At 60.0% G+C, this 16342-nt stretch carries 13 protein-coding genes and 1 tRNA gene; 7 read left to right on the top strand and 7 right to left on the bottom strand.

The features are described 5' to 3' along the window. Nucleotides 1-3: 3 nt before the first annotated feature. The 4 genes from accC to FBZ97_RS15295 form a co-directional block, all read right to left on the bottom strand. Nucleotides 4-1356, bottom strand: a complete 1353-nt coding sequence (gene accC / locus FBZ97_RS15280) for an acetyl-CoA carboxylase biotin carboxylase subunit (protein WP_186449501.1) — start codon at nt 1354-1356, stop codon at nt 4-6. Between the two features lie 10 nt (nt 1357-1366). Continuing rightward, nucleotides 1367-1840, bottom strand: coding sequence for an acetyl-CoA carboxylase biotin carboxyl carrier protein (gene accB, locus FBZ97_RS15285; RefSeq protein ID WP_069614925.1), 474 nt, complete (start codon nt 1838-1840; stop codon nt 1367-1369). Nucleotides 1841-1864: 24 nt separating this feature from the next. Then, nucleotides 1865-2302, bottom strand: coding sequence for a type II 3-dehydroquinate dehydratase (aroQ, locus tag FBZ97_RS15290; RefSeq protein WP_069614924.1), 438 nt, complete (start codon nt 2300-2302; stop codon nt 1865-1867). Between the two features lie 208 nt (nt 2303-2510). Next, nucleotides 2511-3278 carry a DsbA family protein gene (locus FBZ97_RS15295; protein WP_145320333.1) on the bottom strand — a complete coding sequence of 256 codons (768 nt, stop codon included), beginning with the start codon at nt 3276-3278 and terminating at the stop codon, nt 2511-2513. A 212-nt stretch (nt 3279-3490) separates the two neighbouring features. Between FBZ97_RS15295 and FBZ97_RS15300 the strand changes: the two genes are divergently transcribed. Next, nucleotides 3491-4648 carry an aminotransferase class I/II-fold pyridoxal phosphate-dependent enzyme gene (locus FBZ97_RS15300; protein ID WP_145320946.1) on the top strand — a complete coding sequence of 386 codons (1158 nt, stop codon included), beginning with the start codon at nt 3491-3493 and terminating at the stop codon, nt 4646-4648. Between the two features lie 170 nt (nt 4649-4818). On the opposite strand, the gene FBZ97_RS15305 is transcribed toward FBZ97_RS15300, so the two are convergent. Continuing rightward, nucleotides 4819-7728: a ribonuclease E/G gene (locus tag FBZ97_RS15305; RefSeq protein WP_145320331.1), complete on the bottom strand. Its 2910-nt coding sequence runs from the start codon at nt 7726-7728 to the stop codon at nt 4819-4821. Nucleotides 7729-8404: 676 nt separating this feature from the next. Between FBZ97_RS15305 and FBZ97_RS15310 the strand changes: the two genes are divergently transcribed. The 3 genes from FBZ97_RS15310 (at nt 8405) to prfB (ending at nt 13597) form a co-directional block, all read left to right on the top strand. Beyond that, nucleotides 8405-9619: an N-acetylmuramoyl-L-alanine amidase gene (locus tag FBZ97_RS15310; RefSeq protein WP_145320329.1), complete on the top strand. Its 1215-nt coding sequence runs from the start codon at nt 8405-8407 to the stop codon at nt 9617-9619. A gap of 257 nt (nt 9620-9876) precedes the next feature. Continuing rightward, on the top strand, nt 9877-12339 hold the full coding sequence (locus FBZ97_RS15315; protein ID WP_113328935.1) for a penicillin-binding protein 1A: 2463 nt from the start codon (nt 9877-9879) through the stop codon (nt 12337-12339). A gap of 126 nt (nt 12340-12465) precedes the next feature. Continuing rightward, nucleotides 12466-13597 (top strand): peptide chain release factor 2 gene (prfB, locus tag FBZ97_RS15320; protein WP_112723143.1). Its coding sequence is split into 2 segments (ribosomal slippage): nt 12466-12534 and nt 12536-13597, totalling 1131 coding nucleotides; the frame shifts between segments, so codons are not numbered across the junction. A gap of 106 nt (nt 13598-13703) precedes the next feature. On the opposite strand, the gene FBZ97_RS15325 is transcribed toward prfB, so the two are convergent. Beyond that, complete coding sequence (locus FBZ97_RS15325; RefSeq protein WP_145320327.1) at nt 13704-14477, bottom strand: NAD kinase; 774 nt, start codon at nt 14475-14477, stop codon at nt 13704-13706. Between the two features lie 158 nt (nt 14478-14635). Between FBZ97_RS15325 and FBZ97_RS15330 the strand changes: the two genes are divergently transcribed. The 3 genes from FBZ97_RS15330 to FBZ97_RS15340 all read left to right on the top strand — a co-directional run bounded on the left by FBZ97_RS15330 (nt 14636) and on the right by FBZ97_RS15340 (nt 15554). After that, nucleotides 14636-14711 (top strand) — tRNA-Thr (locus FBZ97_RS15330). 133 nt (nt 14712-14844) lie between these two features. Beyond that, on the top strand, nt 14845-15114 hold the full coding sequence (locus FBZ97_RS15335; RefSeq protein WP_069614918.1) for a hypothetical protein: 270 nt from the start codon (nt 14845-14847) through the stop codon (nt 15112-15114). 146 nt (nt 15115-15260) lie between these two features. Then, complete coding sequence (locus tag FBZ97_RS15340) at nt 15261-15554, top strand: hypothetical protein (RefSeq protein ID WP_145320325.1); 294 nt, start codon at nt 15261-15263, stop codon at nt 15552-15554. Between the two features lie 58 nt (nt 15555-15612). On the opposite strand, the gene FBZ97_RS15345 is transcribed toward FBZ97_RS15340, so the two are convergent. After that, a complete protein-coding gene (locus FBZ97_RS15345; RefSeq protein WP_145320323.1) occupies nt 15613-16302 on the bottom strand; it encodes an AprI/Inh family metalloprotease inhibitor in 690 nt (229 codons plus the stop codon). Between the last annotated feature and the right edge of the window lie 40 nt (nt 16303-16342).

Genomic DNA, 16342 nt, shown 5'->3' on the forward strand with positions numbered 1-16342 from the left:
AGGCTAGGCCGATGTTTTTGCCAGGTAGTTTTCCAGCCAATGGATATCGTAATCGCCGTTGGCGATATCCTGATTGGAAACCAGATCCTGGAAGAGCGGCAGGGTGGTCTTGATGCCGTCCACAACGAATTCGTCAAGCGCACGGCGCAGGCGCATCATGCATTCGACGCGGGTGCGCCCGTGCACGATGAGTTTGCCGATCAGACTGTCGTAGTAGGGAGGGATCCTGTAGCCCTGATAGGCACCGGAATCGATCCGAACGCCAAGGCCGCCGGGCGCATGGAAATGCGTGATCGTGCCGGGCGAGGGGACGAAGGTGCGGGCATCTTCGGCATTGATACGGCATTCGATGGCATGGCCTTGGAAATGCACCTCGTCCTGCGTGACCGAAAGACCGCCGCTGGAAGCGACGCGAATCTGCTCGTGCACGAGGTCGATGCCGGTGATGGCTTCCGTGACCGGATGCTCCACTTGCAGACGGGTGTTCATTTCGATGAAGTAGAACTCGCCGTTCTCATAGAGGAATTCGATGGTGCCGGCGCCGCGATACTTCAGCTTCTTCATCGCGTCGGCGCAGATCTGGCCGATCTTCATGCGCTGCTCGACGTTGAGGGCTGGGGAGTTGGCCTCTTCCCAGACCTTCTGGTGGCGGCGCTGCAGCGAGCAGTCACGTTCGCCGAGATGGATCGCATTGCCTTCGCCGTCACCGAAAACCTGGATTTCGATGTGGCGCGGCTTGCCGAGGTACTTTTCCATATAGACGGATTCGTTGCCGAAGGCGGCTGCCGCTTCCGTGCGTGCCGTCGACCAGGCCTCGATCAGGTCTTCTTCCGTGCGGGCGACCTTCATGCCGCGGCCGCCGCCGCCGGCAGTTGCCTTGATGAGCACCGGATAGCCGATCTCGCGCGCTGTCTTCAGCGCATCCGCCTCGGTCTTCACTTCGCCATCGGAACCGGGAACGACCGGAATGCCGAGCTGCTGCGCCGTGGTCTTGGCGGTGATCTTGTCGCCCATGATGCGGATATGTTCCGCCGTCGGACCGATGAAGGTAATGCCGTGCGCCTCGAGAATATCGGCGAACTTGGCATTTTCCGACAGGAACCCATAGCCGGGATGCACGGCGTCCGCGCCGGTGATCTCGCAGGCGGCGACGATCTGATGGATATTGAGATAGCTTTCGCGCGACGGCGGCGGGCCGATGCAAACGCTCTCATCCGCAAGCCGTACATGCATGGCATCGGCATCGGCCGTGGAGTGCACCGCAACGCTCGCAATGCCGAGCTCCTTGCAGGCGCGCAGCACGCGCAGAGCGATCTCTCCGCGATTGGCTATGAGAATCTTCGAAATCATGGGCATCGGGCCGACCTTACTCGATGACGACCAGGGCTTCGCCGTACTCGACCGGACGGCCGTCCTGAACGAGAATTTCAGTCACCGTGCCGGATTTCGGAGCGGGGATCTGGTTCATCGTCTTCATTGCTTCGATGATGAGCAGCGTCTGACCTTCCTTGACGGATGCGCCGACCTGGATGAAGGCAGCCGAGCCCGGAGCCGGCGCCAGATAGGCTGTGCCGACCATCGGCGCGCTGACGACGTTGTCGGGGTTGCGGGTCTTGCCGGCGGGAGCGGCGGCGGCCGGCGCTGCTGCGGCGGCAGCAGGAGCGGCGTAAGCGGCCGGGGCGGCAATCGGCGCCTGAACATACTGCGTCGTGCCGGCGCGCGACACGCGGATGCGCAAATCTTCCTGCTCGACTTCGATCTCGGTGAGATCCGTGTCGTTGAGAATATTGGCGAGATCGCGAATCAGCGCCTGGTCGATACCCGATTTCTTTTCAGCCATTGGATTTCTTGCCCTGTATTTTTGTTATTGGGTGATGGATTTCAGCGCTTGAAGCGCCAGGATGTAGCTATGAGGTCCGAAACCGCAGATCATGCCCTTTGCTGCGGGCGCAATCATCGATTTGTGCCGGAATTCTTCGCGTGCGTGGATATTGGAGATATGTACCTCCACGACGGGAATGGAAATGGCGCGGATCGCGTCATGCAGCGCGATGGACGTATGACCGTAGGCACCGGGATTGATCGCGACACCGGCGGCCTTGTCGCCGGCTTCGTGCATCCAGTCGACCAGCACGCCTTCGTGATTGCTCTGGCGGAAATCGACGATGAAGCCCAGGCTTTCACCTGCGGCCTTGCAGTCGGCTTCGATATCCTTGAGCGTCTTGCCGCCATAGATGCCCGGCTCGCGCTTGCCGAGAGCATTCAAATTGGGTCCGTTCAGGACGAAAATAGTTTGCGCCATTAGAGGTTCCGTCAAAGTGCAGCGCAACCTATAGACTCCCAAGGCTCTGTAGGAAAGCCCTGGCACGAAGGTTGCGTGCCTCTAGGTGTGGAAACGCCGCGATTTTGGCATTTTTGCGCCATGCTGTGTCGCGGCGCCGTTCCGAAGCTCGTAAAAAAGCGAATAGGCCACTTGCTTACCCGCTTTTGAGAGTGGGCTTTTGCGCCGTTCAGCAGCTCGTCTTGCCGCAGCTGCGAACGTTGGCGATCTTTTCCTTGATAGCATCGAGGCCGATCGCGCCCGAAACCATCTCGTTGCCGATGACATAGGCCGGCGTGCCCGTCACGTTGAGATCGGAGGCAAGCTTATAGGTCGCCTTGATCATGTCAGTGTTCGGCGCTTTTGCCATTTCGGCGCGGATGGCCGCTTCGCTGACACCGAGCGAGGTGGCGACATCGATGGCGGTGTCTTCGGAGGCGCGGCCGTCGCTGCCAAGCAGCTTGTGATGGAACTCGGCATATTTTTCCGGCGCGAGCAGGCGGAACGCGCTGGAGACCCGGGAAGCGGCAACTGAATCCTGACCGAGGATCGGGAATTCCTTCAGCACGAAACGAACACTCTTGTCCTGCTGCAGAAGCTTGTCCATATCGCCGAGCGCATGCCGGCAATAGGTGCAGTTATAGTCGAAGAACTCGACAACGGTGATATCGCCCTTCGGATTGCCGATGGCCACGTCATCCTTGGAGTTGAAGATCGCATCCTTGTTCTGGGTGATCACCTGGGCCGACTGCGCAATGCGGGCTTCATCCTGTTTCTTTTCAAGCGCGGCCTGTGCATCCAGCAGTACCTCCGGGTGCTCGACGAGATATTCCTTGATGAAATCCCCGATTTCCTTCTTCTGCTGGTCGTCCAGCGCGGCGGCCGGCTGGATCGTGGCGAAGGACGCTGTCAGGGCAATCGCCGAAACCGTCAGCAGGCTTTTGAGAGAAAAGGTCATGGGGTCCTCGTTTGGATCTGAGCGGAGACGTCATTCTCGGATGCGCAATAACATCGTCGGGTTAACATCCGCAAATAAGCATCGACAATTTACGGTGCGTCCTTACTTCCAGAAACAGGAATTTTCACGACAAAGCCGCAATCGCAGGATTGTGAACGAGCCGATATTGCGGCAAATGTCGCTTGCCAATCCGATCCGAGAGAGAATTGACCGTGTTTTCCCTATCCAAGCGCAGCGATGTCGAACCCTTTCATGCCATGGATGTGCTGGCGGAAGCGACACGGCGCCGCCAGGCAGGGCATTCCGTCATTTCCATGGCGGTTGGGCAGCCATCCCATCCCGCGCCCCAAGCGGCGTTGGAGGCGGCGCGCGCAGCTCTCGGCCACGGCCGGATCGGTTACACAGATGCGCTCGGCACTCTGGCCCTGCGGCAGGCGCTTTCCGCGCATTACCAGGTACGCCACGGCCTCAACATCGATCCGAAGCGCATTGCGATCACGACCGGATCGTCGGCCGGCTTTAATCTTGCCTTTCTGACTCTGTTCGATGCCGGCGATAGCGTTGCCATCGCACGGCCGGGCTATCCGGCCTATCGCAATATCCTCGCCGCACTCGGTCTCGATGTCGTCGAGGTGCCGGTCACAGAGGAGACGCAGTTTACGTTAACGCCCGAGAGCCTCGAGGCAGTGCAGGCTGAAAGCGGTAAGCGCCTGAAGGGTGTGCTGCTCGCAAGCCCCGCCAATCCCACAGGCACGGTGACGGGCAGGGCGGCCCTGAAGGCGCTGGCTGATTATTGCGCGGATCGTTCCATCGCCTTCATCTCCGACGAGATCTACCACGGGCTGACTTTCGTCGGTGAGGAGACGAGTGCGCTGGAGCTGACGGACGAGGCGATCGTCATCAATTCCTTCTCGAAATATTACTGCATGACCGGCTGGCGTATTGGCTGGATGGTCTTACCGGAACGGCTCGTTCGTCCCGTCGAGCGCGTGGCCCAGAGCCTTTACATTTCCGCGCCGGAACTGTCGCAGATTGCCGCCGAAGCGGCACTCGACGCAGGCGCGGAACTGGATGTCTATCGCGAGAGCTACGGCCGCAACCGCGATTTCCTCATGCGCCGGCTGCCGGAAATCGGCTTCCGTATTGCCTCGCCGATGGATGGCGCTTTCTACGCCTATGTCGATGTCAGCCGCTTCACGAACGACAGCATGGTCTTTGCGCAAAAGATGCTGGCCGAAATCAACGTCGCCGCCACGCCCGGCCTCGATTTCGATCCTGTGGAAGGACACCGCGCGATGCGTTTCTCCTATGCCGGCTCGAATGCCGAGATCGAGGAAGCCACCGAGCGCATGGCCGCTTGGCTGAAATAGAATCTACAATCAATGGTTTGCGCGAGCTTGCGGAAGCATTTTCGCAAGCGTGGAACCGCTGCGCTTTGGCTTCTTATGCAGCGTGAATGACGAATAAATCGCGCAACGGAAACGAAAAATCCGGCCGCGTTGCCACAGCCGGATTTTAAGTTCATCACGAATTGATCTTCTTAGAAGAAGCCGCGGCGTTGCCACCAGCCAGCTTTCTTCGGCTTGGTCGGCTCTCCGTCGCTCTCGCTACCTTCGTTAGCGCGGGTGGATTTCACCACCGGAGCAGAGGAGGAAACGTTGGATTCGCGGTTGGCGCGGGCCGGTTTGGCTGCATCCTCAGACGCTTCGGGCGCCGCCGTGTCTGCCGAATTGTCCATAACTTCGGCGATCTCGGCAACAGCCTCGATTTCGACATCCGCTGTGGGCGCTTCCTCGACAGCGGGCGTCTCGACCGGCGATGCCTCGACAGCCTTCGCCTTGCGGCGACCGCGGCCCTTGGCGGGCTTGACGTCTTCGGTAACGACCGCTGCCGTTTCGACCGCTGCCATGGCGGGCTGCGCCTCGACGGCGGCTTCGTCTTCGGCAACCGCGATCTCGGCCACCGTTACGGTTGCGTCGTCACCCTCTTCTGCATCGTTCTCATCAGCTTCGCCGGAACCGACTTCCTCGCCTGCTGCAGTCTGTTCGTTGCCTTCGTTTTCACGATTGCGTCGGCCACCACGCTTGCCGCGACGACGGCGCTTGCGCTTCTGCTGTGTGTCATCGTCACTGCCCGGGGATGCGGTATTTTCCGCACCAACATCAGCTTCGTCGTCGTCACCTTCTTCGCCGTCCGCATCCTCGGCGACACTGGCCGCTGAGCCTGCCTCGGAAGCCGGAGCGGCTTGGGTGTCGTTGCCACGGCCGCGGCGCCGGCGACGACGCTTGCGCTTGCGGTTGCCGTCATTGCCTTCGGAGCGAGCCGATGGCTGCTGCTCGGTGCTCGCAGCCTTTTCTTCCAGCTCTTCGTCTTCCTCTTCGTCCGCTTCGATGACGATATCGTCGTCATCGTCGTCCGGGATGGCTGCGAAGTTGAACAGGCTTTCGATCTTCACCGGATTGGCGACCGGCTCACCGCGGTCGATCGCGAAATGCTGCGTGCCGACGGCATTGTCGGCATCGATGACGATCGCGACGCCGAAGCGGCTTTCATAGTCGATGATCGTCTGCCGCTTGTGGTTGAGCAGATAGAGCGCAATGTCCGGCGTCGTGCGCACGGTGATGTCGTGCGTCGTGTTCTTGAGCAGATATTCCTCGATGCCGCGCAGGACATGCAGGGCAACGGAAGACTGCGAGCGCACGTGACCCGTGCCGCCGCAATGCGAGCAGATCTGCGTCGTGCTTTCAAGAACAGAAGCGCGGATACGCTGGCGCGACATTTCCAGAAGACCGAAGTGCGAGATACGGCCGACCTGGATGCGGGCGCGGTCGTTCTTCAGGCATTCCTTCAGCTTCTTCTCGACAGCGCGGTTGTTGCGCTTTTCTTCCATGTCGATGAAGTCGATGACGATCAGGCCCGCAAGGTCGCGCAGGCGCAGCTGGCGCGCGATTTCCTCGGCCGCTTCCAGGTTCGTCTGGAGCGCGGTGTCCTCGATCGAATGTTCCCTGGTCGAACGGCCGGAGTTGACGTCGATCGAGACCAGCGCCTCCGTCTGGTTCATGATTAGGTAGCCACCGGAACGCAATGTCACCTGCGGCTGCAGCATGCGGTCCAGTTGTGCCTCGATGCCGGAGCGCGAGAAGATCGGATGGATGTCGCGATAGGGCTGAACCACCTTGGCGTGGCTCGGCATCAGCATCTTCATGAAGTCTTTCGCTTCACGATAGCCTTCTTCGCCGGCAACGATGATCTCGCCGATATCCTTGTTGTAGAGGTCGCGGATCGAGCGCTTGATCAGGCTGCCTTCTTCGTAGACGAGGCACGGCGCGGTCGAAGCCAGCGTCAGCGTGCGGACGTTTTCCCAAAGGCGCATCAGATATTCGAAATCGCGCTTGACCTCGACCTTGGTGCGGTTGGCACCGGCGGTACGCAGGATGACGCCCATGCCCTGCGGCACTTCGAGCATTTTGGCGATTTCCTTCAGGCGCTTGCGGTCCTGCGGATTGGTGATCTTGCGGGAGATACCGCCGCCGCGTGCCGTGTTCGGCATAAGAACCGAATAACGGCCTGCGAGCGAGAGATAGGTGGTCAGCGCCGCACCCTTGTTGCCGCGTTCTTCCTTGGCCACCTGCACCAGCAGGATCTGGCGGCGCTTGATGACTTCCTGGATGCGGTATTGCTTGCGCGGCTTGCGCTGGGCGCGATCGGGAACCTCTTCCATCGCGTCTTCGGCGCCGACGGATTCGATCACTTCCTCTTCGTGGTCATGATCGTCATCATCATCGTCGTCATCGTGGCGGCGCTTGGAGGTCGTGACGTCTTCTGAGATCGAATCGGTTTCGACCATTGCAGCCATTTCGCCGGACGGTCCTTCCTCTTCCTCGCTCGGCGCATCGACGGCAGCCGTAGCTTCGGGAGTTGGCGTCTCTTCGGCGGGCGCGTCCGCTACTGCCTTCTTGCGGCTGCGGCGCGGCTTTGCCTTCTTGGCCGGAGCTGCTTCTTCGGCGGCCGCGGCTGCCTCTGCGGCAGGGGCCTCTTCGCCGATCGCAGCCGGCACCTCGGCTTCTTCGCCTTCCTTCGCCACGATGCCGATATCGGGCTGTTCCTGCTGCGAAAGATCGAGCGCTGTCTCGACATGCTCGACATCATCGTCGCGGCGATGCTCCTCGGCCTCGGCCTTCAGCAGCGCCTGACGATCGGCGAGCGGGATCTGGTAGTAATCGGGATGGATTTCGGCAAAGGCCAGAAAGCCGTGCCGGTTGCCGCCGTAGTCAACGAAGGCGGCCTGAAGCGAAGGTTCTACCCGCGTTACTTTTGCAAGATAGATGTTGCCGCGAATTTGCTTCTTGTGCTGTGACTCGAAGTCAAACTCTTCTATGCGGTTCCCGCGAACGACAACGACGCGCGTCTCTTCCTCGTGAGACGCATCGATAAGCATTTTGTCTGCCATGAAAGCTGTGCTCCTCGGCGCAGACAACCGGATGGGGGCCTGCCTGTCGCTGGGACAGGCCGGATATGATCCGCAATTGTTGCACCGGATAATGAAAGTCGCGATTGGTTCGGCGATGACAGCATCCAGACGGCAGCCGGGGCATCATTTCCCTGGGGTCTGTTCACTTTCTGAAAAAGCTGCTGCGGTAACATCCGTAACCAAGCGAGATCGACTATGCCTTAGACCCAAAAGGGTCCGATGAATGTGCTCTCTAAAGAGCGTTTGGTGGCTCTCCACCGATGAATTTCCCGTTTGAAGCCGGAAATTCAGATATCCACTGTTTCGAGCAAAAGTACTGCAGACGGCGGATGAATGCCGCTTATTGGCGCCTGGTACTCGAGGCGGCTGCCTTTGCGACGACTCTATCCCGTCAACACTTCTACCCTAATATGCGTTGTATGTTTTATCTGTCACAATAGCAAGGGAAAAGCCAAGTATGCCATAATATTGATGGATTCGTCGGATGATGAGGACGCGGGAGGGTGTCTGGTCGATTCGTCTCCCGGCGCATCATCGATGCGGCCATCAGGTCAAACCTGGTTCCCGTTATTGGGACTTCAAAAACAACGTCGAAACCAATATGGGGCGCGTTGGTCACTTGGTAAAGGGATTGCGGCATGTGGCGGAGAGTGGCGTGAGGGCTTTGCGATTTGCGGCAGCGGCCTTCGCTCTGGTGATTCTGGGTTCGGTTTCGACATTTGCGCCCGCCGCGGCGGCGGATGATTCCGTGCTCGCCTATGGTGCCCGCATTGCCGGTGATGATGCCCGCACACGTATCGTCATCGACATGGACCGCGCTCCCACCTTCACGGTTCATTATCTTGACAATCCCGTCCGCATCGTCGTCGATCTTCCGGCGACCGCATTCGGCTTTCCGACCGCCAATCTCAAGCCGACCGGCCTCTTCAAGGATATTCGCTACGGCACGATGGATGCGGACAGCGCCCGCATCGTGCTGACGGCAAAGAAACCAGTAAAGCTGGTCACGGCCAAGGTTCAGGCTGATGAAAGCGGCAAGGGGCAGCGCCTCGTGCTGGATGCCGAGATGCTGCCGGCGGAACAATTCGCAGAACTGGTGAAGAAGCAGAACTGGACGAGCGACGATACCGCCAAGGATGTCGGTCCGGTCGAGCCGGCGCAGAGGGCCGATCCGAATGTGTTCCTCGTTGCCGTCGATGCCGGTCATGGTGGTATCGACGCAGGCGCAACCGGTACGGATGGCGTCACGCAGGAAAAGGATATCACGCTCGCATTTGCGAAGATGTTTGCCGACAAGCTGAACGCGCAGCCTGGGATCAAGGCCTTCCTGACGCGCGACAAGGATCAGTATCTATCCCTGTCCGAACGCGTGACGATCGCCCGCCAGAATCGCGCCTCGCTCTTCATCTCGCTGCATGCCGATACGCTGAAGCAGAAGGATATTCGCGGCGCGACCGTCTATACCATCTCGGACAAGGCGTCGGATCGGCTCGCCAGCGAAGTCGCCGATCGTGAAAACAATTCCGATCAGATCGCCGGCGCCGAGGCTCAGACGCAGCCGGCCGCCGTCAACGACATTCTGATGGATCTGACGCGCCGCGAGACACAGGCCTTCTCCATTTCACTGGCGCAAGACGTATTGTCCTCGTTCAACGGTCAGATCGCCATGATCAACAATCCGCATCGCCATGCCGGCTTCCAGGTTCTGACGGCGCCGGACGTGCCCTCGATCCTGCTTGAACTCGGCTTTCTCTCCAACAAGGAGGACGAAAAGCTGTTGCTCGATGCCGACTGGCGGCAGAAGGTCGCCGACCGGCTGACGGAAGCGGTGAAGCAGTATCGCGTATCGATTATCGCAAATGGCGGCTGACGGCTCCGAAGGGGCGATCCGCCGTGGCTTCCATGTAACAGCGATGTACTTTAGAACTGGATGAAATTGGAATGCTGGCGTCGGGCCCTATTTTGCTCACATTCCCGCCGTTACAGCGAAGTATCATTTGCTCGCGTATGAAGCACGGCTTTGTCCCATTGCCGTCTTGCATTCACGCCGCGAGCGTGCAAAACGCCCGTGATTATGCGATGATCTCGCGCACGTGCAGCATGAAGAACAAGCACCGGTAGTATCAGATGATCAGACTGATTGGATATTTCTTTGGCCTGGGCTGCCTCCTGTTTCTGGGTGCTGCGGCTGCGGCTGCCATCTATCTGAGCGTGGTCTCGAAGGAACTGCCCGATTATGAGGTGCTTGCCAAATACGCGCCGCCGGTAACGACCCGCATTCACGCCGGCAACGGCGCGCTGATGAAGGAATATTCGCGCGAGAACCGGCTTTTCGTGCCGATCCAGGCCATTCCCGATCGCGTCAAGGCCGCCTTCCTTTCTGCCGAAGACAAGAATTTCTACAACCATCCCGGTGTCGATGTCGGCGGCCTTATCCGCGCCGTGGCCGTGAACTTGCAGAATATTGGGTCCGGCCGCCGCTTCGTCGGTGCGTCCACCATCACGCAGCAGGTCGCCAAGAACTTCCTGCTGTCCGCCGACCAGACATTTGACCGTAAGATCAAGGAAGCGATTCTCTCCTTCCGCATCGAGCAGGCCTACAGCAAGGACAAGATCCTCGAGCTCTACCTGAACGAGATCTATTTCGGCCTCAATTCCTACGGCATCGCCGGCGCAGCGCTCACCTATTTCGACAAGTCGGTCAACGAGCTGACGATCGCTGAATCGGCCTATCTGGCCTCGCTTCCGAAAGGCCCGTCGAATTACAATCCCTTCCGCCGTGCCGAGGCAGCGCTCACCCGCCGTAACTGGGTGATCGACCGCATGGTCGAGAACGGCTATGTCAGCCAGAGCGACGGCGAAGAAGCGAAGAAGCAGCCGCTCGGCGTCGTGCCACCAAAGAGCGGCCCTTCGCTGTTTGCATCCGACTATTTTGCCGAAGAAGTTCGACGCCAGCTCATCGACCAATATGGCGAAAAGACCCTATACGAAGGTGGCCTTTCCGTTCGCACATCCCTCGACCCGCAGATGCAGCTCGAAGCCCGCAAGGCGCTGCAGGATGGTCTGGTCGATTATGACGAGCGCCGCGGCTATCGCGGCCCGATCAAGCAGATTGCCACTTCGCAGGATTGGGGTGCCGAGCTCGCCAAGGTTCCAAGCCTGAGCGATGTGCCGGAATGGCAGGTCGCCGTCGTTCTTTCCGTATCGGATCAGGGTGTCGATATCGGGCTGCAGCCGCGCGTCGATGCCGCCGGCAAGGTATCGACGGAGCGGACGCGCGGTACGATCGCTCCCGCCGACATGCGCTGGGCCTATCGCTCGGCCGGCGGCAAATCGGTCAAATCGCCAAGCGGCGTTTTGAGCCCCGGCGACGTGATTTACGTGCAGAAGAGCGGCAATGCCGATTCGAGCAGCTATCGCCTGCGTCAGCCGCCGAAGGTGCAGGGCGGTCTTGTTGCCATGGACCCGCATACCGGCCGCGTGCTCGCCATGGTCGGCGGCTTCTCCTATGCACAATCGGAATTCAATCGCGCCACGCAGGCTAAGCGCCAGCCGGGTTCGTCCTTCAAGCCCTTCGTCTACGCGGCCGCCATGGATAACGGCTATACGCCGGCCTCCGTCATTCTGGACGATCCGCTGCAGATCACGCTCAGCAATGGCGATGTCTGGAAGCCGACGAATTACGAAGGCGAGGGCGGTGGCGTCCATACGCTTCGTTTCGCGATCGAACATTCGCGCAACCTGATGACGGTGCGTCTCGCTTCCGACATGGGCATGCCGCTGGTTGCCGAATATGCCGAGCGCTTCGGCATCTACGATCATATGAACCCGGTACTGGCCATGTCGCTCGGCGCCGGCGAAACGACGGTGCTGCGCATGGTTTCGGCCTATTCGGTCATCGCCAACGGCGGAAAGCAGATCAAGCCGACGCTCATCGACCGTATTCAGGACCGCTACGGCAAGACCATCTTCAGGCATGAGGAGCGCGTCTGCGACAATTGCAACGTCAGCGCCTGGCAGAATCAGGACGAGCCGGTCATCGCCGACAATCGCGAACAGGTGCTCGATCCGATGACGGCCTATCAGGTCACGTCGATGATGCAAGGCGTCATCATCCGTGGTACGGCGGCCGGCAAGATCAAGCTCAACACTGACGTCGCCGGCAAGACCGGCACCACCAACGATGAGAAGGATGCCTGGTTCGTCGGCTACACGCCGAGCCTCGTCGCCGGCCTTTATATCGGCTACGATACGCCGGCCACGCTCGGCCGCGGCGGCACGGGCGGCGCGCTTGCCGCTCCGATCTTCAACGAATTCATGCAGGCCGCCACGAAGGATGAGGCGCCGGAGAAGTTCCAGGTTCCGGCCGGCATGACGATGGTTGCGGTCAACCGCGCGACCGGCATGGCCGCGCAGCCCGGCGAGCCGAATGCCATCATGGAAGCCTTCAAGCCCGGCACCGGCCCAGCCACCAGCCTGCAGGTCATTGGCGGCGGCGATGCGGCGGCTCAGGTGGCGCCCGAGGAAATCCTCAGGACCTCGCCGCAGGCGAACCAGGCGGTCACCTCCGGATCCGGCGGTCTCTTCTGATCCGATCCTATTTGTCTGATCGACATGCCGCGGGGCTTTACACCAGCGGCATGTATATCTATGTCACCAGCACTCTTTGAATTGGATGACCGCTTGTCTTGAGCGGTGAACTGAAGAAGTGGGATTATGCGAGCCGAAATCGAGAAAGTAGTTGATGAAACCAAGCAGGCTATCACCCTGCTGAGGAGGCATCTTTGACTGGGACCAGGCGATAAGACGACTGGACTGGTTGAACAATAAGTCAGAGGATCCGACCCTCTGGAACGATGCTGCCGAGGCGCAGAAGCTGATGCGCGAGCGCCAGCAGCTTGACGATGGCATCAGCGGCGTGCGCGCGCTGGAACAGCAGCTTGCCGACAATGTCGAGCTGATCGAGCTTGGCGAAGAAGAAGGTGACGCTGATGTCGTCCGCGAGGCTGAAGAAGCGCTCAAGGGCTTGAAGGCGGAGGCCGCACGCCGGCAGGTGGAAGCCATGCTTTCGGGCGAGGCCGACGGCAACGATACCTACCTCGAAGTCCACTCCGGCGCCGGCGGCACCGAGAGCCAGGACTGGGCGAACATGCTTCTGCGCATGTACACCCGCTGGGCCGAGCGCCAGCGCTTTAAGGTGGAGCTGCTGGAAGTCCATGACGGCGAAGAAGCCGGCATCAAGTCCGCAACTCTGCTCGTCAAGGGCCACAATGCCTATGGCTGGCTGAAGACCGAATCGGGCGTGCATCGTCTCGTGCGCATTTCGCCCTACGACAGCAACGCGCGCCGCCACACGTCGTTCTCGTCGATCTGGGTCTACCCGGTCGTCGACGATTCGATCCAGATCGAGATCAACGAAAGCGATTGCCGTATCGATACCTATCGCTCGTCAGGCGCCGGCGGCCAGCACGTCAACACGACCGATTCGGCCGTCCGCATCACGCATATCCCGACGGGGATCGTCGTGCAGTGCCAGCAGGAGCGTTCGCAGCACAAGAACCGCGCCAAGGCGTGGGACATGCTGCGCGCCCGTATGTACGAGGCCGAATTAATGAAGCGGGAAGAGGCCGCCAATGCCGAAGCCGCCTCCAAGACGGACATTGGCTGGGGTCACCAGATCCGCTCCTATGTCCTGCAGCCTTACCAGTTGGTGAAGGATCTGCGCACCGGCGTTTCCAGCACGGCGCCGAGCGACGTTCTGGACGGTGATCTCAACGAGTTCATGGAAGCAGCCCTTGCGCATCGCATCAGCGGTGCTGCCGATGCCGTCATCGACGACGTCGAATAAGGTCGCATTCGTTCACGCATGAAAAAAGCCCCGTCTCCGGGGCTTTTTTCATGGTACATCCTGCCTGGCTGCCTCTGCCCTCCTGGGCTTGGCGCAGATGTCTCGCTCAGTCCGAGAATTGTTCCGCCAGGATCCTATCCGACCAAGACCTGTCCGGATCGGACAGAATGCGGGCCGTCGTATCTTCGCTCTGGCGGATCTGAATGCCGAGGACCGACTTAACTTCGGTATTGTCAGCGGCAGCGTTGACCGGACGCTTCTCCGCTTCGAGCACGGTGATGTCGACCGTCACCTTGTTCGGAAGCAGCGCGCCGCGCCAGCGGCGGGGACGGAAAGCGCTGACGGGCGTCATGGCAAGCAGCGGCGCTTCCAGCGGCAAGATGGGGCCGTGCGCGGAAAGATTGTAAGCGGTGGAGCCAGCCGGCGTCGTCACCATCAGCCCGTCGCAGATCAGTTCCGGCAGGCGGACCCGCCCGTCGATCTCCACCTTCAGCTTTGCTGTCTGATAGGACTGACGAAACAGCGAGACTTCATTGATGGCGAGCGCGACACAGGAGCTGCCATCTGCATTGCGCGTCGTCATCTGCAGGGGGTGAAATGCGTTTTCGACAGCTGCTTCGATGCGGTCGGCCAAGCCATCCGTGCGGTAGTCGTTCATCAGGAAGCCGATGGAGCCGCGATTCATGCCATAGACGCGTTTGCCGGTGTTCATCGTCTTATGCAGCGTCTGCAGCATGAAGCCATCGCCGCCGAGAGCCACGACAATATCCGCATTTTCCTGCGGTGCCTGGCCGTAGAGGCGAATAAGCTCCTCCTGCGCCGCTTGGGCCTCTGGCGCGGTGGAGGCGAGAAAACAAACGGATTGAAGATTGCGCGGCATGCAATGTCCTCTGAATAGCGATTCTTCGTAATGTTATTCCCCTGCCGCGACAAGACGTTTCGCTCGAACTGGTGAATCGGTCGATCCCCAGCTTTAACGTGGATCGGCCGATTTTCCCTTTACAGGATTTCAAAGTCTGTTATTTGGCATGCCCATACGCCCTTGTAGCTCAGTTGGTAGAGCACCTGATTTGTAATCAGGGGGTCGCGGGTTCGAACCCTGCCGGGGGCACCATTTTTTCCTGAATATCGTCGATCGTTTCATCTCCGGTATGGAAAACCGGCGGCAACGACATAATATCTCTTTGCTAACGGGCTCCGAACGCTCGTCACAGTCATCAATCCCATATTCGTGTGCCTGGAACCATATGCCGAGCAAGCCCAAGAAGCCTAAACTCGAACACTCCGAGCTTTCGGGTGAATTCACCGACGATGGCGTGACTGTCCTGGTCGATATCTTTCGCCCGGCCGGCACCAATGCCGACTGGCGGATGGAGGTCATCACGCCGGAGGAAGACCTGATCGAATGGGAAGAGCCCTTCGCGACCGACCGCGAGGCATTCGACGAGTTCCTGGCGACGATTGCGCGCGACGGTATCCGGTCGTTCTTCGACGAAGCGGACCCTATGGTTCACTGAACCTACCGATAGGTCCTGGCGAGCGCATCAAATCGTCCCCCGATTCTTCATGCATCCATTCGCCTGCCTGCTCGGGATTGTAGACGCATTTACAACGTCGGAAATCGGCATACACTTCATCCATCTGTGGTGGGGAGGATACGTTCATGCGCGAGATATCGCGGCATGTCGTCTTGGGATTGCCGCTTGTCATGATCACGGCGTTCACAGGCGCATCAGCGTTGGCTGGTGAAAACTGCTACTGTAAAAATGCGGATGGAAAGCAGCATGCGGTCGGCGAGGTCGCCTGTATGACCGTCGGGGGGCGGAGCTACCTCGCGCAATGCGAGATGAACCTCAATGTCACCTCCTGGGCGAAGCTGCAGGATGGCTGCCCCGTTACCGAGAGGGTGCTTTGGCGCCAATCGGCCTGGCACCCGGCGGCGATGATCGTACGATAAGCATTACGCGCTTGATTTAGCGCTCGCGGTGAGCGTGCTTAGATATGCTTCAGCCGGCTTATTTGCGGACCAGCAGCAGCGGCTCGCCTTCCTCTTCCTCGGACTTCTGGAAACTGCCGTCGGGTTTCATATCAAAAGAGAGCGAGGAGCCATCGCTGCCCAGCATGACAAGTCCGAACCCTTCTGTCGCCCAAAGGGAAAGCTTGAGGTCGCCGACTTCGCCGGCGCAGTTGCCGCTCGATGACATCTTGGCGGTGCCGTCCTGATCCTTTTCGGTGGTGAGCGTGATATCGCAGACGGGCTTGCCGTCCGGCGTCTGGATGCGCCAGGCGCCGGCAAGGCTTTCGGTGGTCGGCACGTGATCGACATCGCCGAGCGCCGGCAGCAGCCAGGTCCGATCGCCGCCTTCGCTTTCCCATGGCGAGCCTTCCTCCTGCTGGAAGCGCATGAGAGGCTTGCCTCCACTATCCGCGATCGCCAGCGATCCGTCATCGGTGAAATTCCAGATCTTGGCTGCGGCGAGCGTGGGAAGTGGCGTCGCGCAGGCGTCCGCCCCCGTAACCTCGTAGCCGCCAGACACGGTATTCGTGCCGAAGGTAAGGCGGCAGCCCTTGGCGCCGTTTTCCGGCGCAACCAGCCAGACGCCGGCTTGCGCCTGGATCATTTCGTCATCGGCAGCGCGTGCCGGCTGGATCATTGTCAAGGCAAGGGCGGCGGCAATCGCCGCAGGACCAAGAAGACGGATCAAAGCAAATTCTCCCAACGTGCTGCGGCCGCCAAAGGCGCCA

It is taken from the genome of Rhizobium sp. ERR 942 (genome assembly GCF_007828395.1).
Taxonomy (GTDB): Bacteria; Pseudomonadota; Alphaproteobacteria; order Rhizobiales; family Rhizobiaceae; genus Rhizobium; species Rhizobium dioscoreae.